At 60.4% G+C, this 22,202-nt stretch carries 23 protein-coding genes; 18 read left to right on the forward strand and 5 right to left on the reverse strand.

The window, feature by feature from the left end:
- Window positions 1-40: 40 nt before the first annotated feature.
- The 9 genes from ACA065_RS06740 (at window position 41) to ACA065_RS06780 (ending at window position 8,688) form a co-directional block, all read left to right on the forward strand.
- A complete protein-coding gene (locus ACA065_RS06740) occupies window positions 41-1,042 on the forward strand; it encodes a diguanylate cyclase (protein ID WP_497693840.1) in 1,002 nt (333 codons plus the stop codon).
- Window positions 1,043-1,276: 234 nt separating this feature from the next.
- Window positions 1,277-2,372 (forward strand): peptide chain release factor 2 gene (gene prfB, locus ACA065_RS06745; protein ID WP_096236834.1). Its coding sequence is split into 2 segments (ribosomal slippage): window positions 1,277-1,348 and window positions 1,350-2,372, totalling 1,095 coding nucleotides; the frame shifts between segments, so codons are not numbered across the junction.
- A gap of 71 nt (window positions 2,373-2,443) precedes the next feature.
- Window positions 2,444-3,946 (forward strand): lysine--tRNA ligase, encoded by a 1,503-nt coding sequence (lysS, locus tag ACA065_RS06750; protein ID WP_497693841.1) that lies wholly within the window; start codon window positions 2,444-2,446, stop codon window positions 3,944-3,946.
- A gap of 204 nt (window positions 3,947-4,150) precedes the next feature.
- Window positions 4,151-4,867 (forward strand): TetR/AcrR family transcriptional regulator, encoded by a 717-nt coding sequence (locus tag ACA065_RS06755; RefSeq protein ID WP_083359848.1) that lies wholly within the window; start codon window positions 4,151-4,153, stop codon window positions 4,865-4,867.
- A 127-nt stretch (window positions 4,868-4,994) separates the two neighbouring features.
- Window positions 4,995-5,543, forward strand: coding sequence for a hypothetical protein (locus ACA065_RS06760; RefSeq protein ID WP_497693842.1), 549 nt, complete (start codon window positions 4,995-4,997; stop codon window positions 5,541-5,543).
- Window positions 5,544-5,564: 21 nt separating this feature from the next.
- Window positions 5,565-6,842 (forward strand): flavohemoglobin expression-modulating QEGLA motif protein, encoded by a 1,278-nt coding sequence (locus ACA065_RS06765; protein ID WP_497693843.1) that lies wholly within the window; start codon window positions 5,565-5,567, stop codon window positions 6,840-6,842.
- 169 nt (window positions 6,843-7,011) lie between these two features.
- Window positions 7,012-7,899 (forward strand): alpha/beta hydrolase, encoded by an 888-nt coding sequence (locus ACA065_RS06770; RefSeq protein WP_497693844.1) that lies wholly within the window; start codon window positions 7,012-7,014, stop codon window positions 7,897-7,899.
- Window positions 7,900-7,913: 14 nt separating this feature from the next.
- On the forward strand, window positions 7,914-8,240 hold the full coding sequence (locus ACA065_RS06775) for a PA3694 family proteiin (protein WP_497693845.1): 327 nt from the start codon (window positions 7,914-7,916) through the stop codon (window positions 8,238-8,240).
- 118 nt (window positions 8,241-8,358) lie between these two features.
- Window positions 8,359-8,688 (forward strand): hypothetical protein, encoded by a 330-nt coding sequence (locus ACA065_RS06780; RefSeq protein WP_497693846.1) that lies wholly within the window; start codon window positions 8,359-8,361, stop codon window positions 8,686-8,688.
- A gap of 48 nt (window positions 8,689-8,736) precedes the next feature.
- On the opposite strand, the gene lptF is transcribed toward ACA065_RS06780, so the two are convergent.
- The 3 genes from lptF to ACA065_RS06795 all read right to left on the reverse strand — a co-directional run bounded on the left by lptF (window position 8,737) and on the right by ACA065_RS06795 (window position 10,632).
- Window positions 8,737-9,522 carry a lipotoxin F family OmpA-related lipoprotein LptF gene (lptF, locus tag ACA065_RS06785; protein WP_497693847.1) on the reverse strand — a complete coding sequence of 262 codons (786 nt, stop codon included), beginning with the start codon at window positions 9,520-9,522 and terminating at the stop codon, window positions 8,737-8,739.
- Between the two features lie 56 nt (window positions 9,523-9,578).
- A complete protein-coding gene (locus ACA065_RS06790; protein WP_177003285.1) occupies window positions 9,579-10,004 on the reverse strand; it encodes a DUF4398 domain-containing protein in 426 nt (141 codons plus the stop codon).
- A gap of 283 nt (window positions 10,005-10,287) precedes the next feature.
- Window positions 10,288-10,632, reverse strand: coding sequence for a pilin assembly protein (locus ACA065_RS06795; protein ID WP_497693848.1), 345 nt, complete (start codon window positions 10,630-10,632; stop codon window positions 10,288-10,290).
- A 184-nt stretch (window positions 10,633-10,816) separates the two neighbouring features.
- On the opposite strand from ACA065_RS06795, the gene ppc reads away from it, so the two are divergent.
- From ppc to ACA065_RS06830, 7 genes are all read left to right on the forward strand, one after another.
- A complete protein-coding gene (gene ppc, locus ACA065_RS06800) occupies window positions 10,817-13,462 on the forward strand; it encodes a phosphoenolpyruvate carboxylase (RefSeq protein WP_497693849.1) in 2,646 nt (881 codons plus the stop codon).
- A 279-nt stretch (window positions 13,463-13,741) separates the two neighbouring features.
- Window positions 13,742-14,389 (forward strand): adenylate kinase, encoded by a 648-nt coding sequence (gene adk / locus ACA065_RS06805; RefSeq protein ID WP_497693850.1) that lies wholly within the window; start codon window positions 13,742-13,744, stop codon window positions 14,387-14,389.
- 90 nt (window positions 14,390-14,479) lie between these two features.
- On the forward strand, window positions 14,480-15,163 hold the full coding sequence (gene tsaB / locus ACA065_RS06810; protein ID WP_497693851.1) for a tRNA (adenosine(37)-N6)-threonylcarbamoyltransferase complex dimerization subunit type 1 TsaB: 684 nt from the start codon (window positions 14,480-14,482) through the stop codon (window positions 15,161-15,163).
- A gap of 252 nt (window positions 15,164-15,415) precedes the next feature.
- Window positions 15,416-15,727 carry a hypothetical protein gene (locus ACA065_RS06815; RefSeq protein ID WP_497693852.1) on the forward strand — a complete coding sequence of 104 codons (312 nt, stop codon included), beginning with the start codon at window positions 15,416-15,418 and terminating at the stop codon, window positions 15,725-15,727.
- Window positions 15,727-16,587 (forward strand): DUF72 domain-containing protein, encoded by an 861-nt coding sequence (locus ACA065_RS06820; RefSeq protein ID WP_497693853.1) that lies wholly within the window; start codon window positions 15,727-15,729, stop codon window positions 16,585-16,587. Before ACA065_RS06815 ends, ACA065_RS06820 begins: the two co-directional genes overlap by 1 nt.
- Window positions 16,588-16,615: 28 nt before the next feature.
- Complete coding sequence (locus ACA065_RS06825) at window positions 16,616-17,443, forward strand: isocitrate lyase/PEP mutase family protein (RefSeq protein ID WP_497693854.1); 828 nt, start codon at window positions 16,616-16,618, stop codon at window positions 17,441-17,443.
- A gap of 3 nt (window positions 17,444-17,446) precedes the next feature.
- A complete protein-coding gene (locus tag ACA065_RS06830; RefSeq protein WP_497693855.1) occupies window positions 17,447-18,145 on the forward strand; it encodes an extensin-like domain-containing protein in 699 nt (232 codons plus the stop codon).
- Between the two features lie 3 nt (window positions 18,146-18,148).
- On the opposite strand, the gene ACA065_RS06835 is transcribed toward ACA065_RS06830, so the two are convergent.
- The gene (locus ACA065_RS06835; RefSeq protein ID WP_497693856.1) at window positions 18,149-18,769 is read right to left on the reverse strand and encodes an energy transducer TonB; all 621 of its coding nucleotides are present in this window, start codon (window positions 18,767-18,769) and stop codon (window positions 18,149-18,151) included.
- A gap of 96 nt (window positions 18,770-18,865) precedes the next feature.
- Here ACA065_RS06835 and ACA065_RS06840 point away from each other — a divergent pair, with 96 nt between their 5' ends.
- Window positions 18,866-19,648: a class I SAM-dependent methyltransferase gene (locus ACA065_RS06840; protein ID WP_497693857.1), complete on the forward strand. Its 783-nt coding sequence runs from the start codon at window positions 18,866-18,868 to the stop codon at window positions 19,646-19,648.
- A gap of 720 nt (window positions 19,649-20,368) precedes the next feature.
- Here ACA065_RS06840 and ACA065_RS06845 read toward each other — a convergent pair.
- Window positions 20,369-21,004, reverse strand: coding sequence for a TetR/AcrR family transcriptional regulator (locus ACA065_RS06845; protein ID WP_497693858.1), 636 nt, complete (start codon window positions 21,002-21,004; stop codon window positions 20,369-20,371).
- Window positions 21,005-21,097: 93 nt separating this feature from the next.
- On the opposite strand from ACA065_RS06845, the gene ACA065_RS06850 reads away from it, so the two are divergent.
- Window positions 21,098-22,201, forward strand: a complete 1,104-nt coding sequence (locus ACA065_RS06850) for an efflux RND transporter periplasmic adaptor subunit (protein ID WP_497693859.1) — start codon at window positions 21,098-21,100, stop codon at window positions 22,199-22,201.
- Window position 22,202: the final 1 nt, after the last annotated feature.

A 22,202-nucleotide genomic window follows, 5' to 3' on the forward strand; every position in this document is an offset into this window, starting at 1 on the left:
GCGGTGCCGGCTTGCAGGAAAGTAATTCAGGTGACTGCACATGAATGATTTACAGATCGACGACATCAAGACCGACGAAAATGCCGCCATGGTGTTGCTGGTCGACGACCAGGCCATGATCGGCGAAGCCGTGCGGCGTGGCCTGGCCCATGAAGAAAACATCGACTTTCACTTCTGCGCCGACCCGCATCAGGCGATTGCCCAGGCGATTCGCATCAAGCCGACGGTGATTCTGCAAGACTTGGTCATGCCGGGGCTCGACGGCCTGACGCTGGTGCGTGAATACCGCAACCATCCGGCCACGGCGAATATCCCGATCATTGTGCTTTCGACCAAGGAAGACCCGCTGATCAAGAGCGCGGCGTTTTCGGCCGGGGCCAACGATTACCTGGTCAAGCTGCCGGACAACATCGAGCTGGTGGCGCGCATTCGCTATCACTCACGCTCGTACATGACGCTGTTGCAGCGGGACGCGGCGTATCGCGCGTTGCGGGTCAGCCAGCAGCAGTTGCTGGACACCAATTTGGTGCTGCAACGGCTGATGAACTCCGACGGCCTGACCGGGCTGTCCAATCGTCGCCACTTCGACGAATACCTGGAACTGGAATGGCGCCGTGCCATGCGTGACCAGACTCAGTTGTCGCTGCTGATGATCGATGTGGATTTCTTCAAGACTTACAACGACAGCTTCGGCCACGTCGAGGGCGACGAAGCCCTGCGCAAGGTCGCTGCGACGATCCGCGAAGCCAGCAGTCGTCCTTCGGACCTGCCGGCGCGTTACGGCGGTGAAGAGTTTGCCCTGGTGCTGCCGAACACCTCGCCGGGCGGCGCACGCTTGGTGGCGGAAAAGCTACGCATGGCGGTGGCGGCGCTGAAAATCCCGCATATTGCGCCGGCTGAAGGCGCCAGCCTGACCATCAGCATTGGGCTGTCGACCATGACCCCAGTGCAGAGCAGCGATTGTCGGCAGCTGATCATGGCAGCGGATAAAGGCTTGTATACGGCCAAGCACAATGGGCGCAATCAGGTGGGTATCGAATAATTCGCAATGACGCTGATCCCCTGTGGGAGCGGGCTTGCTCGCGAATGCGGTGGGTCAGTCACTGATTCACAATCTGACACACCGCATTCGCGAGCAAGCCCGCTCCCACATTTGATCTTCATTGTTCCCGAGATAGCGTATAACCCCGCCTTTTCGCCAAGCGGGCTGCCGTTAGCCCCGGTTTGTCGTTATACTCGTCGGCTTTCAAAAGTTCGCCAACGAGTGCTGCCCGCCATGGAAATCAACCCGATCCTTAACACCATCAAGGACCTGTCCGAGCGCTCCGAAACTATTCGGGGGTATCTTTGACTACGATCAAAAGCATGAGCGTCTGACCGAAGTCAATCGCGAGCTTGAAGATCCGGCTGTCTGGAACAAACCTGAATACGCCCAGGAACTGGGCCGCGAGCGCGCTGCGCTGGCGCAGATCGTCGACACCCTCGACGAGCTGAACACCGGTCTGGGCGATTGCCGCGACCTGCTGGACATGGCCGTCGAAGAAAATGACGAAGGCGCAGTGGGCGATGTCGTCGCCGAGCTGGCCCGTCTCGAGGAAAACCTCGCCAAGCTCGAATTCCGCCGCATGTTCAGCCACGAAATGGACCCGAACAACGCCTACCTGGACATCCAGGCCGGTTCCGGCGGCACCGAGGCCCAGGACTGGGCCAACATCCTGTTGCGCATGTACCTGCGCTGGGCCGACAAACGCGGTTTCGACGCGACCATCATGGAGCTGTCAGCCGGTGAAGTCGCCGGCATCAAAGGCGCGACCGTACACATCAAGGGCGAATACGCCTTTGGCTGGTTGCGTACCGAAATCGGCGTGCACCGCCTCGTGCGCAAAAGCCCGTTCGACTCCGGCAACCGTCGCCACACTTCGTTTTCGGCAGTTTTCGTCTCGCCAGAGATCGATGACAAAGTGGAAATCGAGATCAACCCGGCCGACCTGCGGATCGACACCTACCGCTCCTCCGGTGCCGGTGGCCAGCACGTAAACACCACCGACTCGGCCGTACGTATCACCCACGTACCGACCAACACCGTGGTCAGCTGCCAGAACGAACGTTCCCAGCACGCGAACAAGGACACCGCCATGAAAATGCTGCGGGCCAAGTTGTACGAGCAGGAAATGCAGAAGCGCAACGCCGCTTCCCAGGCGCTGGAAGACACCAAGTCGGATATCGGTTGGGGTCACCAGATCCGTTCTTATGTGCTCGATGCGTCGCGGATCAAGGATCTGCGCACTAACATCGAACGCAGCGACTGCGACAAGGTGCTCGACGGTGATATTGACGAATACCTGGAAGCCAGCCTGAAATCGGGGCTTTAAACCGTTAGCCAAGACCTTAAGTCCCCTGCCTCCGGTGGGGGCAACGAACCTGTGATGGAATTTCAAAAGACATGAGCGACCAACAACTCGACCCGCAAGCCCTGCAACAGGAAGAAAATTCCCTGATCGCCCTGCGCAAGGAAAAGCTTGCTGCCGAGCGCGCCAAGGGCAACGCCTTCCCGAACGACTTCCGCCGTGACAACTACTGCGATGCCTTGCAGAAACAGTACGCGGACAAGACCAAGGAAGAGCTGGCAGAGGCTGCAATCCCGGTCAAGGTTGCCGGTCGCATCATGCTCAACCGTGGCTCGTTCATGGTGATCCAGGACATGACCGGTCGCATTCAGGTTTACGTGAACCGTAAAACCCTGCCTGAAGAAACCCTGGCCTCGGTGAAAACCTGGGACATGGGCGACATCATTGCGGCTGAAGGCACCCTGGCGCGCTCCGGCAAGGGCGACCTCTACGTTGAAATGACCAGCGTACGCCTGTTGACCAAGTCGCTGCGCCCGCTGCCGGACAAGCACCACGGCCTGACCGACACCGAACAGCGTTACCGTCAGCGCTACGTTGACCTGATCGTTAACGAAGACGTGCGCCAGACCTTCCGCGTGCGTTCGCAGGTGATTGCGCACATCCGCAGCTTCCTGATGGCGCGTGACTTCCTGGAAGTCGAAACGCCGATGCTGCAAACCATCCCCGGTGGTGCCGCCGCCAAGCCGTTCGAAACCCACCACAACGCGCTGGACTTGGAAATGTTCCTGCGTATCGCGCCTGAGCTGTACCTCAAGCGCCTAGTTGTTGGCGGCTTCGAAAAGGTCTTCGAGATCAACCGCAACTTCCGTAACGAAGGCGTTTCGACCCGTCACAACCCAGAATTCACCATGTTGGAGTTCTACCAGGCCTACGCCGACTACGAAGACAACATGGACCTGACCGAAGAACTGTTCCGCGAACTGGCACAGTTGGTCCTGGGTTCCACCGATGTGCCGTACGGCGACAAGGTGTTCCACTTTGGCGAGCCGTTCGTGCGCCTGTCGGTGTTCGATTCGATCCTCAAGTACAACCCTGAGTTGACCGCTGACGACCTGAACGATATCGACAAGGCCCGCGCCATTGCCAAGAAAGCCGGCGCCAAGGTGCTGGGCTTCGAAGGCCTGGGTAAATTGCAGGTGATGATTTTTGAAGAGCTGGTGGAGCACAAGCTGGAGCAGCCGCACTTCATTACCCAGTACCCGTTCGAAGTGTCGCCGCTGGCCCGTCGCAACGACGACAACCCGAACGTCACCGACCGTTTCGAGCTGTTCATTGGCGGGCGCGAAATCGCCAACGCCTATTCCGAGCTGAACGACGCGGAAGATCAGGCCGAGCGCTTCATGGCCCAGGTGGCCGACAAGGACGCCGGCGACGATGAGGCCATGCACTACGACGCCGACTTCGTCCGCGCTCTGGAATACGGCATGCCGCCAACGGCCGGTGAAGGTATCGGCATCGACCGCTTGGTGATGCTGTTGACCAACTCGCCGTCGATCCGCGACGTGATCTTGTTCCCGCACATGCGGCCACAAGCGTAACCGTAGCGAAACCCGAAGCCGCCTTTTATAAGGCGGCTTTTTTATGTGGCGTATTCAGCCGTCAAGAGAACGGCGCCAGGTGAACGTTGCCACCCTGTGCGTGGGATGATCGTTCCCACGCTCTGCTTGGGATGATCGTTCCCACGCTCTGCATGGGAATGTAGCCCGTGACGCTCTGCGTCACCTCTTAAAGGAAGATCTGTCGTGAACCGCGTAATGGCTCAAGAAGGCGCCGCCGGCATTGCTGCTGCCGTGGCTGAAAGTGTCCAGTACCAAGGCCGCAAGGCCAGCCGCCGAGGCAGCGAGCAGCGCCGGCAGGATATTCTCGATGCGGCCATGCGCATCGTAGTGCGCGACGGCGTACGTGGCGTGCGCCACCGCGCCGTGGCGGCAGAAGCCGGGGTGCCATTGTCGGCCACTACCTACTACTTCAAAGATATCGATGACCTGCTCACCGATACCTTCGCCCAATACGTGGAACGCAGCGCCGCCTTCATGGGCAAACTGTGGGTACGCAACGAAGGCCTGCTGCGTGAGATGGTCGCCTATGGCGACGGCAGCCCGCAGTCGCGCTCGCAATTGGCCGATGACATTGCGCGGCTCACCGCCGATTACGTGCTGCGCCAACTGACCAACCGTCGTGAACACCTGATGGCCGAACAGGCCTTTCGCCAGGAAGCCTTGCTCAACCCGCGTCTGGCTGAACTGGTGCGCTCACACCAGCAGATTCTGCTGCAGGGCACCGGGCAGTTTTTCCAGGTGTTGGGCTCCCGTGAGCCGCAACAGGATGCCAAAGTGTTGACGGCGATTATCAGTCGGATGGAATATCAAGGCCTGCTTGGCGGCCCAGAGCCTCTGACGGGCGAAGAGATGCTTGAGATCCTCAAGCGTTACATGCATTTGGTGTTGGCCTCGGTCTAGCCAGCCCTGTGCACTATCCGCTTTATGTGGGAGCTGGCTTGCCTGCGATACAGGCGCCTCGGTGCATCCGGTAACCCGAGGTGATGCTATCGCAGGCAAGCCAGCTCCCACGCTGATGGAGTACGCAATGAAAACTTGGCGTGTGGCGATCATCGCCTTGTCATTCCTGTTGCTGAGCGGTTGCCTGGTGACCTTCAAGGACCCGCTGCCGGCGCGCGAATCGGCGCCGGATGCCTTGCTCGGCCACTGGTCGAGCAAAAATGCCTGGGGCGAACCGCTCAATCTGCAGATCACCCGAGTCGCTGAGCACCGTTACAAAGCCGTGAGCTACCCTAAAGCCAAGCCGGGCCAGCGCGATGAATACCTGTTTACGGTCTCTCGTCATGGCAACCGCTGGTATTTGTCGGCGCCGCTGCCGGAGAAGCTGGGCGGGCATTTTTTCCTGGCTGGATTTGAATTTGATGAAAAGCACGAATTGGTGGTCTACAACCTCGACCTTGAGCAGATCCATCAAGCCATAGGCCAAAACGTGTTACATGGCAGCACCGCCGACACCGTCGAAGGCGCCGGCGTGCTGGTCGACAGCCCCATGGAACAGGTGTTTGCCTACCTGGATGACCCGGCCAATGCCGATGTGTTCGTTGAAGCCGTGCGCTACCAGCGCGCGGGCAAATAACGTTTAAAGAGGAAGCACCGGGTGGACGATTACCAGCAGACGATACGCACCTTGTCTGATCGCATTGTGCTGGCGCAAACACCGATTCGCGTCCTCGACGCCGTGAAGTGGGACGAGAACATTCGTCAGGGGTTCCTCAAGGCCAAGGGCAAGGCCCTGCCCGCCGTAGACCGTGATTACTACCTGGGCCGGCCGCTGGCGTTCGACTCCAGCGCGGTCAAGCTTGAGTTCCAGAACATCGAGCGCGACATCACCCGCCAGCTTGGCCAATTCAACCCGGTCGGGCAGATCATGCGGCGCATGTGCAAGGAGTACCGCATGGTGGTGCGCATGCTCGAAGCGCGCGGCACCGAGGACTTCGGCCTGATATCCCAGGAGTTGTATGGCGCCGCCTCCGATGCCTTCCATGCCGGCGACCCGACCCTGGCTGACCTCGGCCTGATGCTCTGCGACTACCTCAACAATATCGACGGCCGTGGCGACCTCAAAGACGAAGCCAAGACCCTCACCGCCAAAGATGCCGTGGCCTTGCTGCAAACCCGCCTGAACAAAGTGTTTGGCGAGGCGGAAGAAACCATCCGTGTATTTGAGTCCGACGGTATTGTCGCCGACGCGGCGGCGGGCGCCGACTACATCAAGATTCGCGCCGACGCGATGTTCAACCACCGTGATGTGCGCGCGCTGGAGGTGCATGAAGGGCTGGTGCACGTCGGCACCACGCTCAACGGCCAGAACCAGCCGATCTGCACGTTCCTGTCCAAAGGCCCGCCGTCATCGACTGTGACTCAGGAAGGCCTGGCGATTCTGATGGAGATCATCACCTTCGCTTCCTACCCGAGCCGCTTGCGCAAGCTGACCAACCGCACCCGCGCCATTCATATGGTCGAGGAGGGCGCCGACTTCCTGCAGGTGTTCGAATTCTTCCGCGAGCAAGGCTTTGAAATGGCCGAAAGCTATGGCAACGCCAGCCGGGTTTTCCGTGGTTCAACGCCGACCGGTCTGCCGTTTACCAAGGATTTGTCCTACCTAAAGGGCTTTATCATGGTCTACAACTACATCCAGCTGGCCGTGCGCAAAGGCAAGCTGGAACAAGTGCCGCTGCTGTTCTGCGGCAAGACCACCCTGGAAGACATGCGTACCCTGCGCCAATTGGTGGATGAAGGCTTGGTCGTGCCGCCCAAGTACCTGCCTGAGCAGTTCCGCGACATGAACGCGCTGGCGGCGTGGATGTGCTTCTCCAACTTCCTCAATCACTTGAGCCTGGACCGGATCGAGGCGGATTACTCGAATATCCTTTAGAGATTTCCCTGAAGGAACCTGTTCTAAATGTGGGCGCGGGCTTGCTCGCGAAAGCGCTACATCAGACACACATGTGTCGACTGACACACTGTCTTCGCGAGCAAGCCCGCTCCCACATTTGGATCTCCACAAGGCTGAGAGTTTCAGCTAAATCACAAGGCTTCAACGGATGAGAATCCTCGGCATTCTTTGCCTGCTCTTCACCTTGAACGGTTGCAGCTCGCTGCTGTTCTACCCCGAACCCGGCCTGCCGTTCACGCCGGAAAAAGCCCACCTGCAGTACCGCGACGTCACGATCACCACCGCCGACGGGGTAAAACTTCACGCCTGGTGGCTGCCGGCCAAACCCGGTGTGCCCGTCAAAGGCACGGTGCTGCACCTGCATGGCAACGGCGGCAACCTCGCTTGGCACCTGGGCGGCAGTTGGTGGTTGCCGGAGCAGGGCTATCAAGTGCTGCTGCTGGACTACCGCGGCTATGGCCTGTCGGAAGGCAAACCGTCGTTGCCGGCGATCTATCAGGACATCGATGCGGCGTTCAACTGGATCGACACAGCGCCCGAAACCCAGGGCCAACCGTTGATTGTGTTGGGCCAAAGCCTGGGCGGTGCGCTGGCGGTGCATTACCTGGCGGCGCACCCGGAGCGTCAGGCGCAGCTCAAGGCGCTGGTCTTGGACGGCGTGCCCGCCAGTTATCGTGACGTAGGACAATTCGCCCTCAGCACCTCCTGGTTAACATGGCCGTTTCAGGTGCCCCTGTCTTGGCTGGTGCCCGACGGTGACAGTGCGATCAACACCATGGCGCAGCTGACCAACGTGCCGAAATTGCTGTTTCATAGCCTGGATGACCCGATTGTTCCGCTGGCCAACGGCATTCGCCTGTATCAGGCCGCGCCGCCGCCCAGGGTGTTGCAGTTGACCCGCGGTGGCCACGTGCAGACCTTTGCCGACAAGACCTGGCAAACCGTGATGCTGCGCTATCTGGATGACCCGCAGCACTTCAACGGCCTGCGCCGCCTGGGGGAAATCCCCAACTACCCGAACCCTAAAGTTGATTGATCAGAGAGCCCGCAATGAGCGAAGAACGCAATATGATCCCGCTGATCCTCACCGGCATCGGCACCATCATCGGCACCGTCGGTTGCCTGTGGTACTACGGCTACCTGCACTTCGCCAAGCCGGAAGATGCGTTGCTGCTCAGCGATTTCACCCTGCTCAAGACGGTGCCGGGAGAAGACTACAAAATCTCCCTGACCCCTGCCGCGCAGGTGGCGCAGTGTGTCGACGGTGTGCTGGTGATGTTTGATACCGAGCAAAAAGGCTTGAGCGGTGTGCTGGTGAACAACAAGAAGCAAGCCGTGCGGTGCATGGGCCAGGAAACTCCGCAACTCCAGAAGTAGCTCCCCCGTTAATCAAATCGCCGATTTACGGAAATATCTGGAACCGTATTGCGTAAGAAGCCACTGAATGACTTGTCAGTGTTGCTGATAGTTAACTTACGTATAACGATTTCGGAGAATGATCATGATTGGTGGAATTGGCGCGATCAGTAAGATGTTGGAAATGGCCCAGGGCGCAGAAAAACTGGGTAAAGGTGGCGAGCAAGGTGCACAAGGCGGGGAAGGTGCACAGGGCGGGGAAGGCGCGCAGAAGCAAGACCCGATTAAGATGCTCATGGACATGCTGTCGAAGGCGGCGGGTGGTGCTCAAGGCGGCGGCGGCTCCTCAGGTTCCGAGGGCTCTGAGGGCCAGATGGACCCAGAGAAACTTGAGAAATTGATGGCGGGTCGCCAAGGCTTGGCGGCAATGATGCCTGAAAGTGACAATGATCGACCAGTCAAAGTCTGATAGGTAAAAAACCCACCGTAAGGTGGGTTTTTTTACTGCTTCAAACGATCAATTAGCAACGGAAGAACGTGGCTTGACCGGTTGGTTGTCGTTGGAGATGGTCACTTCAACGCGGCGGTTCATGGCACGGCCCGAGACGCTGCCGTTGTCGGCAACCGGGTATTCCTTGCCGTAACCCTGGGTCACGATGCGCGAGATATCCACGCCCTGTTGCGCCAGTGCACGTTGTACCGAAGCGGCACGACGCTCGGACAGGCTCTGGTTGTACGCGTCGGAACCGGTGCTGTCGGTGTAGCCTTCGACGATCACTTTACGGTCCGGGTTATCACGCAGGAACTGCGCCAGCTTGGTGATGTTGACCAGGCCGCTGGATTTGAGGTCGGACTTGTTGGTGGCGAACAGCACGTCACCGAACGTCACCAGGGTGCCGCGATCAGTCTGCTTGGCGTTCAAGCTGTTTTGCAGTTGCTTGATCTGCGCATCACGGGCGTCCAGCAGGGCACGGGCACGCTCGTCGCCAGCGTTTTTCAGCTTGGCTTCGGATTCGCGCAGGGAGATGGTGTCTTTGGCCACTTCAACGCGCTGGTTGGTCAGGTAGGCCAGTTGGTCGACCTTCTTCTCGTCTTCCTTGTCGCGGTAGGCCTTGTCAGCCTTGTCCAGCCACTCGCTGGCGTCTTTGGTTTCCAGCGCCGCAAGCTTGGTGGCTTGTGGATTGGTTTGCAGGGCCGAGAAATTGGTCCGTGCGTTTTCCAGGTTCGCGTTCGGCGGGGTGGAGCAGGCCGCCAGGGCAACGCTCATCGCCAGCAGGGCAGGGATCATCAATTGTTTACGCATAGTCGTGTCGTCCTTTCAATTCGATATCAGGTGCGATGCAGTCAAGTGGCAGCGGCTTACTTCTGCTGGATAGCAGCCGGGCGCATGCCTTCCTTGCGCAGCTCGTCAACAGCCTTCTGGGAATCCTTTACTGCCTGTTCAGCCTTGGCGGCCTGAGATTTACGCTCAGCGACGCGAGCGTCCCACTCGGCCTGCTCAGCCAGTTGGCGAGCCTTGTCGTAGTTCTTGTCGTGCATGGCGATTTCGGCTTCTTTGAGCTTGTCCTGAGCCGACTTCATTTCCACCGCTGCGTACTCGGTGCCGCCGGCGCTGACCGCGCTGTTCACCGCAGATTGGGTCACAGCGTATTGCTCGGTCGGAGGGTTGCCGGCGCAGCCCGCCAGAACGAAGCTGGTGCCGATTGCCAGCGCGGCCAATTTCAGCCCGCGCAGGTGGTTAAACGAGGATTTGGCAGTGCTGGTCTTCATCGTCTTCAACTCCATTGTGTAACTCCTGAAAAACATCAAAATCCATGGCACTGGTCAGCGGTTCGGGTCTCGGCGGTAAAGCTCGAAACACGCTTTCAAACGGCCGTTCCAAGTGATGGCTTACTGGCTGTGACCGGAGGCTTTTTTCAAAAGTTCAGAGAAGATGGCGAATTGCCTAAAAAAATATCTGACTGAATGGTCAGCATTTAAAAGTTGGAACTTTCGCCACGCGCAGAGGTACTCCGGGCCCGTGAAAGGCCCGGAATACTTGGGTTAAAAGAGGTTTTTCAGATGTGTATCAGTGCTTCTGTTCGTCAGCGCTGTCTGACAAATTATGTAGATAGCGCCGGGACAACGTGAGAAAGCGTGGCGTCGGGCCAACGTCTTCGTACAGGGGATCACCCTCTTCATCGGTGGCGATCACGTGCTGACCCTTGATGTACGGAAAGCTCGCTTCCAGCTCTTCAAGGGCGGCGCCGATCAGCTCGCCAAGCAGTTCTTCGGTGTGGCGCTTGGGGTACATCTCGGCGATCGCGGCCAGGCGCGCCGCGGACTCCACGTCCAGATGAATCGCGTACTCGGTCTTGGTCAGGCGACCCTTGGCGTTCTCTTCCCAATGCTGGGCCAGTTCTCGGATTTTCATGGCAACCTCAATGAGCCCGCGGTAGCAGGCGGTGATGAGTGTCCGGCCGCCTGCGCGGATAACGCGGCGACTCACAGTTGAGACTAGCTGCAACTCACAAGGTTTAAAGTGTCTTGTCAGAAACCGACGCGGGCGGCACTCTGGAACACTTGCGCGTCCCGGATTTCTGGCTGGAGATTGGCTGATGAGTGATATCGATGCACGCTTGCGTGAGGATGTTCACCTGCTGGGTGAGCTGTTGGGCAACACCATTCGAGAGCAGTACGGCGACGACTTTCTCGACAAGATCGAGCAGATCCGCAAAGGCGCCAAGGCTGACCGCCGCGGCGCCGCAGCCGAGCAAGCGGCCGGCGAGGAACTCAGCGCCAGCTTGAACCAATTGCAGGAAGACGAGCTGCTGCCCGTGGCGCGGGCCTTCAACCAGTTCCTCAATTTGGCCAACATTGCCGAGCAATACCAGTTGATCCACCGGCGCGATGAGTCGCAACCGGCGCCCTTCGAATCCCGCGTATTGCCGGAGTTGCTGGCCCGCCTGCAAAGCGAAGGCCACAGCAACGAATCCCTGGCCCGCCAGTTGGCGCGGCTGGAGATCGAGCTGGTCCTTACCGCCCACCCGACCGAAGTGGCGCGCCGCACCCTGATTCAAAAATACGATGCGATTGCCGCGCAACTGGCACTGCAGGATCACCGCGACCTCACCACGGCCGAACGCGAGCAGATCCGCGAACGCCTGCAACGGTTGATCGCCGAAGCCTGGCACACCGAAGAAATCCGCCGCGTGCGGCCTACTCCGGTGGACGAGGCCAAATGGGGCTTTGCGGTGATCGAGCATTCGCTGTGGCACGCCATCCCCAATTACTTGCGCAAGGCCGACCAGGCCTTGCACGCCGCCACCGGCCTGCACTTGCCCTTGGAGGCAGCGCCGATTCGCTTTGCTTCCTGGATGGGTGGCGACCGTGACGGCAACCCGAATGTCACCGCGCCGGTCACCCGTGAAGTGCTGTTGCTGGCACGCTGGATGGCGGCGGATCTGTACTTGCGCGATATCGACCAGCTGGCCTCCGAGCTGTCGATGCAGCAGGCCAGCCCGGCGTTGCAAGTCAAGGTCGGCGACAGCGTCGAGCCTTATCGCGCCTTGCTCAAGCAACTGCGTGAACGCCTGCGCGCCACGCGCCAATGGGCCCACACCTCACTGACCGCCAACACTCCGGCGCCGGCTGAAGTGCTGCAGAACAACCGCGACCTGCTCGATCCGCTGGAGCTGTGTTACCAGTCGCTGCACGAGTGCGGCATGGGCGTGATCGCCGATGGCCCGCTGCTCGACTGCCTGCGCCGTGCCGTCACCTTCGGCCTGTTCCTGGTGCGCCTGGATGTGCGCCAGGATTCCAGCCGACATTCATCGGCCATGACCGAAATCACCGATTACCTGGGCCTGGGTCGCTACGAAGATTGGGACGAAGAGGCGCGCATCAGCTTCCTGACCAAGGAACTGGCCAATCGTCGACCGTTGCTGCCGGGCTACTTCAAACCGTCGGCGGAGACTGCCGAGGTGTTGAATACCTGCAAGGAAATCGCTGCCGCACCGGCTGCGTCACTGGGCTCGTATGTGATCTCGATGGCCGGCGCCGCCTCCGATGTGCTGGCGGTGCAACTGCTGCTTAAAGAGTCGGGCGTGCAACGGCCGATGCGTGTGGTGCCGCTGTTCGAAACCCTGGCCGACCTGGATAACGCCGGGCCGGTCATGGAAACCCTGCTGCAATTGCCAGGCTATCGCGCACGGTTGCAAGGCCCGCAGGAAGTGATGATTGGCTACTCGGACTCCGCCAAGGACGCCGGCACCACCGCCGCCGCCTGGGCGCAGTACCGGGCGCAGGAACGGTTGGTGGATATCTGCCGCGAACAACAGGTGGAATTGCTGTTGTTCCACGGGCGCGGTGGCACCGTCGGCCGTGGCGGCGGCCCCGCGCACGCGGCGATCCTGTCGCAACCGCCGGGCTCGGTGGCGGGGCGTTTCCGCACCACCGAACAAGGCGAGATGATCCGCTTCAAGTTTGGCCTGCCGGACATCGCCGAGCAGAACCTCAACCTCTATCTGGCCGCCGTACTGGAAGCCACACTGTTGCCACCGCCGCCACCTGCGCCGGCCTGGCGGCATTTGATGGACGAATTGGCGGCAGACGGTGTCAGCGCTTACCGCGCCGTGGTGCGGGAAAATCCGCAGTTCGTCGAGTACTTCCGTCAATCCACCCCAGAGCAGGAGTTAGGTCGCTTGCCGCTGGGCAGCCGCCCGGCCAAACGCCGTGCCGGCGGCATCGAAAGCCTGCGGGCGATCCCGTGGATCTTCGGCTGGACCCAAACTCGCCTGATGCTGCCCGCCTGGCTCGGCTGGGAAGCAGCATTGAGCAAGGCCTTGGAGCGCGGCGAAGGCGAGCTGCTGGGGCAGATGCGCGAGCAATGGCCATTCTTCCGTACCCGCATCGACATGCTGGAAATGGTGCTGGCCAAGGCCGATGCCGACATCGCACGTTTGTATGACGAGCGTCTGGTGCAGCCTGACCTGCTGCCATTGGGTGCGCACTTACGCGACCTATTGTCGCAGGCGTGCAGCGTGGTGCTTGGCCTGACTGGCCAGTCGCAACTGCTGGCCCATAGCCCAGACACACTTGAGTTCATCCGCCTGCGCAACACCTACCTCGACCCGTTGCACTTGCTGCAGGCCGAGTTGCTGGCACGCTCGCGTCAACAGCAAGCAGCACAAGACAGCCCTCTGGAACAGGCGCTGCTGGTGTCCGTGGCCGGTATTGCCGCCGGTTTGCGTAACACCGGTTAAGGTTTTCTGCGTGTTCTCAAAGGCTTGCAGATAAACCATGACGACCGCCCCGAACAGGGCGGTCGGCGTTTAGGGTGCAGGGTTGCACTCAGGCACACCCGACCTGTGACGCATGCGCGGCGCGGGTTCTTGCGACTTTCGGCGGCTTGTATGGATAGAGCCCGCTGTGTATCTTGATCAGCCTTTGGCCGTTTGATCGGCTAGACCCATATTTTTACGAGATTGGCCCCACGCGGCGAATCCGAGCGTCATCTCTATAAAAAATTGAGGAGCACATCGATGCGCGTCATTCTGCTGGGAGCTCCCGGGGCCGGTAAAGGTACTCAGGCAAAGTTCATCACTGAAAAGTTCGGCATTCCACAAATCTCCACCGGTGACATGCTGCGCGCCGCCGTCAAGGCCGGCACCGAGCTGGGCCTGATCGCAAAAAGCGTGATGGACAGCGGTGGCCTGGTCTCCGACGACCTGATCATCAACCTGGTCAAGGAACGCATCAGCCAGCAAGACTGCCAGAACGGTTTCCTGTTCGACGGTTTCCCACGCACCATTCCCCAGGCTGAAGCCCTGGTGAAGGCCGGTGTCGAGCTGGACGCCGTGGTTGAAATCGCGGTTGAAGATGAAGAAATCGTCCAGCGTATCGCTGGCCGTCGTGTTCACGAAGCCTCGGGCCGCGTTTACCACGTCGTCTACAACCCGCCAAAAGTGGCCGGCAAGGACGATGTCACCGGCGACGACCTGGTGCAGCGTAAAGACGATACCGAAGAAACCGTGCGTCATCGCCTGTCGGTCTACCATTCGCAGACCAAGCCACTGGTGGATTTCTACCAGAAGCTGTCCGCTGCCCAGGGCAAGCCGAAGTACAGCCACATCCCAGGTGTTGGTTCGGTAGAAGCCATCACCGCCAAGGTGTTGCAAGCGCTGAGCTGATCAAACGATTAGCTGCACGCACAACGGCCCGCTTGCGGGCCGTTGTTGTTTATACTGGCGCACTTTTTTTCGACTTGGACACCTACACCCATGAGCACCCTGCTGGCCCTGGACACCGCGACTGAAGCTTGCTCCGTTGCCTTGCTGCACGACGGCAAGGTCACGAGCCACTACGAGGTGATCCCGCGCCTGCACGCGCAGAAGCTGTTGCCGATGATCAAGCAACTGCTTGAAGACGCGGGCACCACGCTGTCTGCCGTGGATGCGATTGCCTTCGGCCGTGGCCCAGGTGCATTCACCGGCGTGCGTATTGCCATCGGCGTGGTGCAGGGCCTGGCGTTTGCATTGGAGCGCCCGGTGTTGCCGGTCTCCAATCTGGCAGTGCTGGCCCAACGTGCCCTGCGTGAACACGGCGCCTCGCAAGTCGCAGCGGCTATCGATGCGCGCATGGATGAAGTGTATTGGGGTTGCTACCGCGAGACCGACGGCGAAATGCGCCTTGTGGGCGTGGAAGCGGTGCAGCCGCCCCAGGCTTCTGAATTGCCTGCGGATGCCAGCGGTGACTGGTTCGGTGCCGGCACTGGCTGGGGTTATGGCGAGCGCATCGGCGTAAAGCTGGTCGGCCAGGACGCCGCGATGTTGCCCCATGCCGAAGACTTGCTGACCCTGGCGCGCTTTGCGTTCGAGCGTGGCGAGGCGATTCCGGCCGATCAGGCAGCGCCGGTTTACCTGCGTGATAAGGTCGCGCAAACCAAGGCCGAACGCGGCCTTTAACTGTGGCGAGGGAGCTTGCTCCCGCTGGGCCGCGAAGCGGCCCCGCTCATAAAAGACTGGGACTGCTGCGCAGTCCAACGGGAGCAAGCTCCCTCGCCACATTAAGTACGGCATACCAAAAATTCGCCAATCGTCAGAATTTGCCCCTGTTTTTAAACCTTTTACAAATTATGTGTTCTAGTTATCACCAGAGCATTTGCGCGCCATGGAAAGTGCCGCTAAATTGCCATCATTGATACCGAGTCTGCATGTATGCGTATAGACGGCTTTTCCTCACAGTCCTACCCACTCAAGCGTAAGCCGCGTAAGGCTAACGTGACGGTAGACGACTCCGTCGAAGATTCACCGGATTTCATCGAGGTCCAGTCCGAGTCGCAGTCCGGCGCCCAAGGTGCCGCCGGTGCCGCCGGTGCGCGTATCAGCGGTCTTCCCGCCCGTCAGCAAGACATGGTCTTCCCCCGCTCCATGAGCAAAAGCGTCGCCACCGCCCTGGCCAGCTACCTGACCACCGCCGGCTTTGTCGAATGGGATATGGAAGTGCTGGGTCTCGACATCCATATCTGATGCGTCTGCCTTACTTTATTGGTTGCCCGTCCTGGAGTGAAAACGCCTGGCGCGAGTACTTGTACCCAGCCGATGCACGCTCCGGCGACTACCTCGCGTTGTATTCCCAGGTCTTCAACGCCGTTGAAGGCAATACCACATTTTACGCTCGACCCTCGGCCGCGACTGTGCAGCGCTGGGCCGAAATCATGCCTGAGGATTTTCGCTTCACCGCCAAATTCCCCGGAGACATCAGCCACGGTGGCGACCTGCGTGAGCAACTGCCGGCGGCAGAAAGTTTTGTCGGCTTGATGAGCCCATTGGGTGAGCGTGTTGCGCCGCTGTGGCTGCAACTGTCAGCGAGCTTTTCGCCGCAACGCCTTGGTGAGCTGGCAGGTTTTATTGATGGCATTGAGCGCCCGCTGGCCGTGGAAGTGCGCCACCCGGAATTCTTCGCCAAAGGCGATGCCGAGCGGATGCTCAACCGCCTGCTGCGCGACCGTGGTGTCGAGCGAATCTGTCTTGACCCGCGCGCGCTGTTCAGCTGCACCTCTACCTCAGCCGCCGTGCTGCACGCCCAATCGAAAAAGCCTAAAGTGCCGCCGCGCCCAGCCGCGCTGACGCTGTTTCCCCAAGTGCGCTTTATCGGCCATCCGGAGCTGGAAGCCAACGACCCGTTTCTGATCCCGTGGGTGGAAAAGATCGCCGGTTGGATCGAGGAGGGCCGTACGCCGTATGTGTTCCTGCACACCTCGGATAACCGCCTCGCCGCGCAACTGGCGCTGCGTTTTCATGAAAAACTGATGACGCGCTTGCCGGGCCTGCCGCCGCTGCCGACCTTGCATCGAGAACCCGCAGTGGAGCAACTGGGGTTACTCTAAGGCTCCTTTGTTCCGCCAGGAGTCAGACATGGATGCCCAAACCCTTCGCGCCGAAACCTTCAAAGCCTTGCATGAGCGTGATCGCGCGTTCGTAATGCCCAACCCGTGGGATGCCGGTTCCGCCGTCATGCTTGCCAGCCTTGGCTTTGAGGCCTTGGCCACCACCAGTGCAGGTTATGCGTTCAGCCTGGGGCGGCCGGATGCGGAGGGTGTGTTGTCGCTGGAGGATACCTTGGGCAATGCTTCAGCGATTGTCCGCGCCACCGCACTGCCGGTGGCGGCTGACCTGGAAAACGGCTTCAGCGACACGCCTGAAGGCTGTGCCCAGACCATCCTGCGCGCGGCGGCCACGGGAATCGTCGGCGGCTCCATTGAAGATGCCACGGGGATTGCCGTCGACCCTATCTACCCTTTTGATTTATCTGTTGAGCGCGTCGAAGCTGCCGTCGCTGCTGCCCGCAGCTTGCCATTCCCGTTCACACTGACCGCGCGTGCCGAAAACCTCCTGCATGGCCGCCTGGATTTGCCTGACACCATCCGCCGCCTGCAAGCCTACGCCGAAGCCGGTGCCGACGTGCTTTACGCGCCCGCGTTACGCAGCGCCGAGGAAGTGTTGGCCGTGGTCAAGGCCGTCGCGCCCAAGCCGGTCAACGTGCTGATGTCCGGTGGCTTGAACCTCAGCGTCGCGCAGTTGAGCGCGATGGGCGTGCGCCGCATCAGTGTCGGCTCGGCCATGGCGTTGGCGGCGTATGGTGAGTTCTACCGGGCGGCGCAGGAGGTGTATGAGTTGGGCACCTTTACCTTCACCGACCGCAAGATGCCGTTCAGCCAGGCCAACCAATTCTTCAAGGACTGAGCTGTGCGCTTTTTCAAAGTGACCGGGGCGCTGCTATTGCTGGCTGCAGGGTTTGCACTGGGCGTGTGGCGTGGCTGGGTGCCGTTGCCGGCTGAGTGGAACCCCTGGGCGCCGCTGGATGTGCGCGCCAGCCCGAACCTGCTCACGCGCTTCAAGCTTGGCCGGCTGCAGGATGATCCGGCGTTGTGCGATCAGGTGCTGAAAACCTCGGGTTTGCGCGTCAGCCATCAGGCCGACAGCCCCGCTGACGCTGCGTGCCCATTGCGCAACGTGTTGCGTGTACAAGGCGCCGACGTGGCCTTGAGCAGCAGCTTTCTCGCCAGTTGCCCGTTGGCCGTGGCGTTTGCCCTGTTCGAGCGCCACAGCCTGCAACCGGCGGCCCAGGCGGTGTTTGGCCAGGCGGTGACGCGGGTTGATCACTTGGGCAGCTTTGCCTGTCGCAACCTGTATAACCGCGCAGACGGGCGGCTCAGTCAGCACGCCTCGGCCAATGCCCTGGACATCGCCGGCTTGCGCCTGGCGGATGGGCGCAGCATCAGTGTGCTCAAGGATTGGCCGGGTGAGGGCGACAGCGCGCGTTTTTTGCGCCAGGTACGCGATGGCGCCTGCGCTAATTTCAACGTGGTGTTGAGCCCGGACTACAACGCTGCCCATCGCAACCACTTCCATCTGGACATGGGGCGCTGGTGGGTGTGTCGCTGAGGCTTAGGCGGCCAGGCGCAGGTTGTTGAGGATCAGTGGGCGCGCCCAGTGGTAGTCGAAGTCCAGCGCCTTCTGCTGCGCCAGCAGTGCTTCGGTTGGGTATGGCGTGGCAGGCGGTGGCAGCAGGTCCAGTTCGAACTCGGCAATCGGCAGGTGCAGTGGCTGTGGTTCTGGCGCAGGGCCAGGCTCAGGCAGCGGTTGACCGGCGGTCAGGACAATCGGGCGTACCCAGCCGCTTTCGAAATTCTGCTGGCGCTGTTGGGCGACGATTTCTTCTGCCGGGAACGGCGCGGGGGCCGGTGGCAGCAATTCGGTTTCAAATTCGGCGATTGGCAGGAACAGCGGCTCCGGCGGGGCGATCTCGGTGTCTTTTACGTCGCACTCACGCTGGGTGAGGATCTGCGACAGCAGGTCCGCGCCTTCACTGGGCTCTACCGCAGGGTCTCTCGGTGCCGATGCTTTGGCGGCGAGCGCGTCCGGCGTGTCGCCGAGCTGCTCGGCCAACGCTCGGGCGAAGAAGTCCTGCCACACATGACTCACCCCGGCCAGCGCTTGAGTATTGCGCAGGCCGTAATGGTTGTGGGTCGGCAGTACACCGATAGTTAGGGGAAGAATGTCTGACATTTTTCTCGGTCGACGCTCAGCTCTGGCAAAATACCTGACTGTTGTTTTTATCGGCCGCTGTTTGCCGATCCTTAATATTTTTGAGCGTAGCGATTGATGAGCGAACAACCAGCGGCCAGCCGCATTCGGGTCGAGGCTTTGGCCGAAGGTTTTAAGGCACGTGCCGAGCACTGGGCGTCGCAGCTTGGCCTGCCGTTGCAGCTGGAAGAGGCGGACTTTTCCCTGCAAGTCGGCGAACACGGCCTGCAGCTGCAACAGCTTGGGCCTGACGCGCCAGGGCCGGTGCGCGTGGACTTTGTCGAAGGCGGCGCAGCACATCGGCGTTTGTACGGCGGTGGCAGTGGGCAAATGATCGCCAAGGCTGTGGGCGTTGCCCAAGGCGTACGCCCACGGGTGTTGGACGCCACGGCGGGGCTGGGCAAGGACGCGTTCGTACTGGCCAGCCTGGGTTGCGAGATGAGCTTGATCGAGCGTCAGCCGCTGATCGGCGCCTTGCTCGAGGACGGCCTGGCCCGTGGTGCGGATGACTTTGAAGTGGCGCCGATTGTGGCGCGTATGCAGTTGCTTAAGGGCAACTCCATCGAGGTGATGAGCAACTGGGAGGGCGAGCCGCCGCAGGTGATCTACCTGGACCCGATGTTCCCGCACCGTGAGAAAACCGCCTTGGTGAAGAAGGAAATGCGCCTGTTCCGGCCACTGGTGGGCGATGACCCGGACGCCCCGGCCTTGCTCGCCGCCGCACTGGCCTTGGCCAGCCACCGCGTGGTGGTCAAGCGCCCGCGCAAGGCGCCGTGCATTGAAGGGCCCAAGCCTAGTCATGCGTTGGATGGTAAATCCAGCCGGTATGACATCTATCCTAAGAAGGCTCTAAAACCCTGAGTTCCTGCGGTGGGTGAAGGCCTGTCGCGGCTTGGGCATGAGCGTGGTTTTGGGGCGGGCTTGTTTTTAGGTAGATATGAGTACATATCCGTTTCTGCGGTAACGGCCGCTTAGGGTTTCGCTCTTACAGCGAGTCACTTTTTTACAAACGCCTAAAAAAAGTAACCAAAAAACGCTTTGCCCCACCACTTGGTGCCTCGCCTAGGCTCGGCATGCCCGCACGCAGGCTTGAATCCGTGGGCCGCCGCGATGGGCCATCCCTGGCCCAGCGCGGCTAACCCGGCGTCCTGCCGGGTTACCCACGGATTCAAGCCTGCGTTCGGCCATCGTGGTTAACGGGGCCTGTCAGATCAAGATCAAAATCTACAGCACGGCGGCCTAGTAGCCGACCTGAGTGGTTGAATCAAAAGCAGGGCAACAGCACAGCAAAAACAGAGCAGAAGCAGAGCTGCTTTTTCTGTGGGAGCTGGCTTGCCTGCGATGCAGACACCTCGGTACATCAGGTATACCGAGTTGATGCCTTCGCAGCGGTTCGGCGGTCCGACAAGCCAGCTCCCACCTTTGACCGAGTACACACATCTACCTGATGTATTGAGCTCAAAATGTGGGAGGGGCGGTGCGACGGTTCGACTTGCTCGCGAATGTGGTGTGTCAGTTACAAATAAACTGACTGACACACCGCCATCGGGAGCAAGTCGAACCGTCAGACAGCACAAGGCTTCAAGGCCTATAGGCCCGCATAAACAACCCCACCACTTCCTGCACATGCGCTTCGGCGGCTTCCTCACTCAGTTGCCCGCCGCAGCCATACAGTAAACAGAAATTCGCCGTGCCTTTGAGCAGGCAAAAAAAGTGCTCGGCCGCGGTAAACGGTTTGTCGATGCTCAGGGCGCCGCTCTGGTCGATGCGGCTGAGCAGGCGTTCCATGCCCTGCAGCATGCGCATGGGGCCGGCTTCAAAGAAGATCTGGGAGAGTTTCACGTCCTGATTGCCGGTGGTCATCATCAGGCGGTGCAGGTTTACCGACTCCTCGCTGTTGATCAGCCGATGGAAGCCCCGTGCGATGTTCAGCAGCACGGTGTCCACGGGCACGCCTGCGGGCAGCTCGAAATACATCACCGGCAACTGTTCTTCGCATTTGGCCACGACGGCGGCGGTGAACAGCGTCTCTTTGTCGGTGAAGTGGCTGTAGACGGTCAGTTTCGACACGCCGGCCTCAAGGGCCACGGCATCCATGCTGGTGCTGGCGTAGCCATTGCTCAAAAACAGATTTTTCGCTGCTTCGAGAATTGCCTGGCGTTTTGCCATGTCCTTGGGGCGCCCGGGGCTATTGGTATTTACAGGATTGTCGGACATTTTCACCTTTAATACTGGACTGGTGAGTTTGGTATTAATAACATACCCGCCAGTATAATTATTCCAAGCTCCATTTGCGAAAGGTCCTTCAGCATGCGCAGTACTTTCCTGCCCCTTGCGTTGCCTGTCAGCCTGGTCTTCCTGTTGGCTGCTTGCGGCCATGAAGAAGCGGCCCAAACCACCATCCGCCCGGCCATGGTGGTGCAACCGCAGCCCGCGGCGCAGGCGATGGACAGTTTCCCAGGCGAGGTACGTGCGCGTTATGAGCCGGACCTGGCCTTTCGCATTGGCGGCAAAGTCAGCAAACGTCTGGTGGAGGAGGGCGAGCGGGTCAAGGCCAACCAGCCGCTGGCCGAACTCGACCCGCAGGATGTGCGCCTGCAATTGGAAGCCACTCGCGCCCAGGTCGCTGCTGCCGAAGCCAACCTGAGCCTGGTGCGTGCCGAGCGTGACCGCTACAAGACCCTGATGGACCGTCAGATGGTCAGCCGTTCCCAGTACGACAATTCCGAAAACCTCTACCGATCCGGCGAAGCACGCCTGAAGCAAATCAAGGCCGAATTCGACGTGTCCAGCAACCAGGCCGGTTACGCCGTGCTGCGCGCGCCGCAGGACGGTGTGGTCGCCAAACGCGCGGTGGAAGTCGGCCAAGTGGTGTCCGCTGGCCAGACCGTGTTCACCCTGGCCACCGATGGCGAGCGCGAAGTGCTGATCAGCCTGCCGGAACAAGGCTTCGGCCGCTTCAAGATCGGCCAGCCGGTGTCGGTCGAGTTGTGGAGCCAGCCCGACCAGCGATTTGCCGGGCGCATTCGTGAGCTGTCGCCCGCTGCCGATCCGAAATCCCGCACGTTCGCCGCCCGCGTCGCCTTCACTGGCGGCAAAGTCCCGGCCGAACTGGGCCAAAGTGCCCGCGTATTCATACAAGCCGACGGCGTGATTGCGCTGTCGGTGCCACTGTCGGCCCTGAGTGCGGAGAACGGCGCGTCTTACGTCTGGTCTGTGCAGCCGGACAACACCCTCAAGCGCACGGCGGTACGCATCGGTGCCTTTGGTGAAAAAACCGTACCGGTACTGGAAGGCCTGGCACCCACCGATTGGGTGATTGCAGCTGGCGTGCATGTGCTCCATGAGGGCCAGCACGTGCGCCCGGTGGATCGCTCCAACCGTGTCGTGAATCTGGCGGCCAACAAGGAGTAGT

The organism is Pseudomonas sp. LBUM1640 (genome assembly GCF_059716225.1).

Coding starts and splice junctions, on each gene's coding strand:
- ACA065_RS06770 (WP_497693844.1), top strand. CDS start 7,012: ATGAGAATCCTCGGCATTCTTTGCCTGCTCTTCACCTTGAACGGTTGC.
- ACA065_RS06820 (WP_497693853.1), top strand. CDS start 15,727: ATGCGTCTGCCTTACTTTATTGGTTGCCCGTCCTGGAGTGAAAACGCC.
- tsaB (WP_497693851.1), top strand. CDS start 14,480: ATGAGCACCCTGCTGGCCCTGGACACCGCGACTGAAGCTTGCTCCGTT.
- ACA065_RS06825 (WP_497693854.1), top strand. CDS start 16,616: ATGGATGCCCAAACCCTTCGCGCCGAAACCTTCAAAGCCTTGCATGAG.
- ACA065_RS06760 (WP_497693842.1), top strand. CDS start 4,995: ATGAAAACTTGGCGTGTGGCGATCATCGCCTTGTCATTCCTGTTGCTG.
- ACA065_RS06845 (WP_497693858.1), bottom strand. CDS start 21,004: ATGTCCGACAATCCTGTAAATACCAATAGCCCCGGGCGCCCCAAGGAC.
- ACA065_RS06815 (WP_497693852.1), top strand. CDS start 15,416: ATGCGTATAGACGGCTTTTCCTCACAGTCCTACCCACTCAAGCGTAAG.
- ACA065_RS06775 (WP_497693845.1), top strand. CDS start 7,914: ATGAGCGAAGAACGCAATATGATCCCGCTGATCCTCACCGGCATCGGC.
- ACA065_RS06790 (WP_177003285.1), bottom strand. CDS start 10,004: ATGGAGTTGAAGACGATGAAGACCAGCACTGCCAAATCCTCGTTTAAC.
- ppc (WP_497693849.1), top strand. CDS start 10,817: ATGAGTGATATCGATGCACGCTTGCGTGAGGATGTTCACCTGCTGGGT.
- ACA065_RS06795 (WP_497693848.1), bottom strand. CDS start 10,632: ATGAAAATCCGAGAACTGGCCCAGCATTGGGAAGAGAACGCCAAGGGT.
- lptF (WP_497693847.1), bottom strand. CDS start 9,522: ATGCGTAAACAATTGATGATCCCTGCCCTGCTGGCGATGAGCGTTGCC.
- ACA065_RS06835 (WP_497693856.1), bottom strand. CDS start 18,769: ATGTCAGACATTCTTCCCCTAACTATCGGTGTACTGCCGACCCACAAC.
- ACA065_RS06780 (WP_497693846.1), top strand. CDS start 8,359: ATGATCATGATTGGTGGAATTGGCGCGATCAGTAAGATGTTGGAAATG.
- ACA065_RS06850 (WP_497693859.1), top strand. CDS start 21,098: ATGCGCAGTACTTTCCTGCCCCTTGCGTTGCCTGTCAGCCTGGTCTTC.
- ACA065_RS06740 (WP_497693840.1), top strand. CDS start 41: ATGAATGATTTACAGATCGACGACATCAAGACCGACGAAAATGCCGCC.
- adk (WP_497693850.1), top strand. CDS start 13,742: ATGCGCGTCATTCTGCTGGGAGCTCCCGGGGCCGGTAAAGGTACTCAG.
- lysS (WP_497693841.1), top strand. CDS start 2,444: ATGAGCGACCAACAACTCGACCCGCAAGCCCTGCAACAGGAAGAAAAT.
- ACA065_RS06840 (WP_497693857.1), top strand. CDS start 18,866: ATGAGCGAACAACCAGCGGCCAGCCGCATTCGGGTCGAGGCTTTGGCC.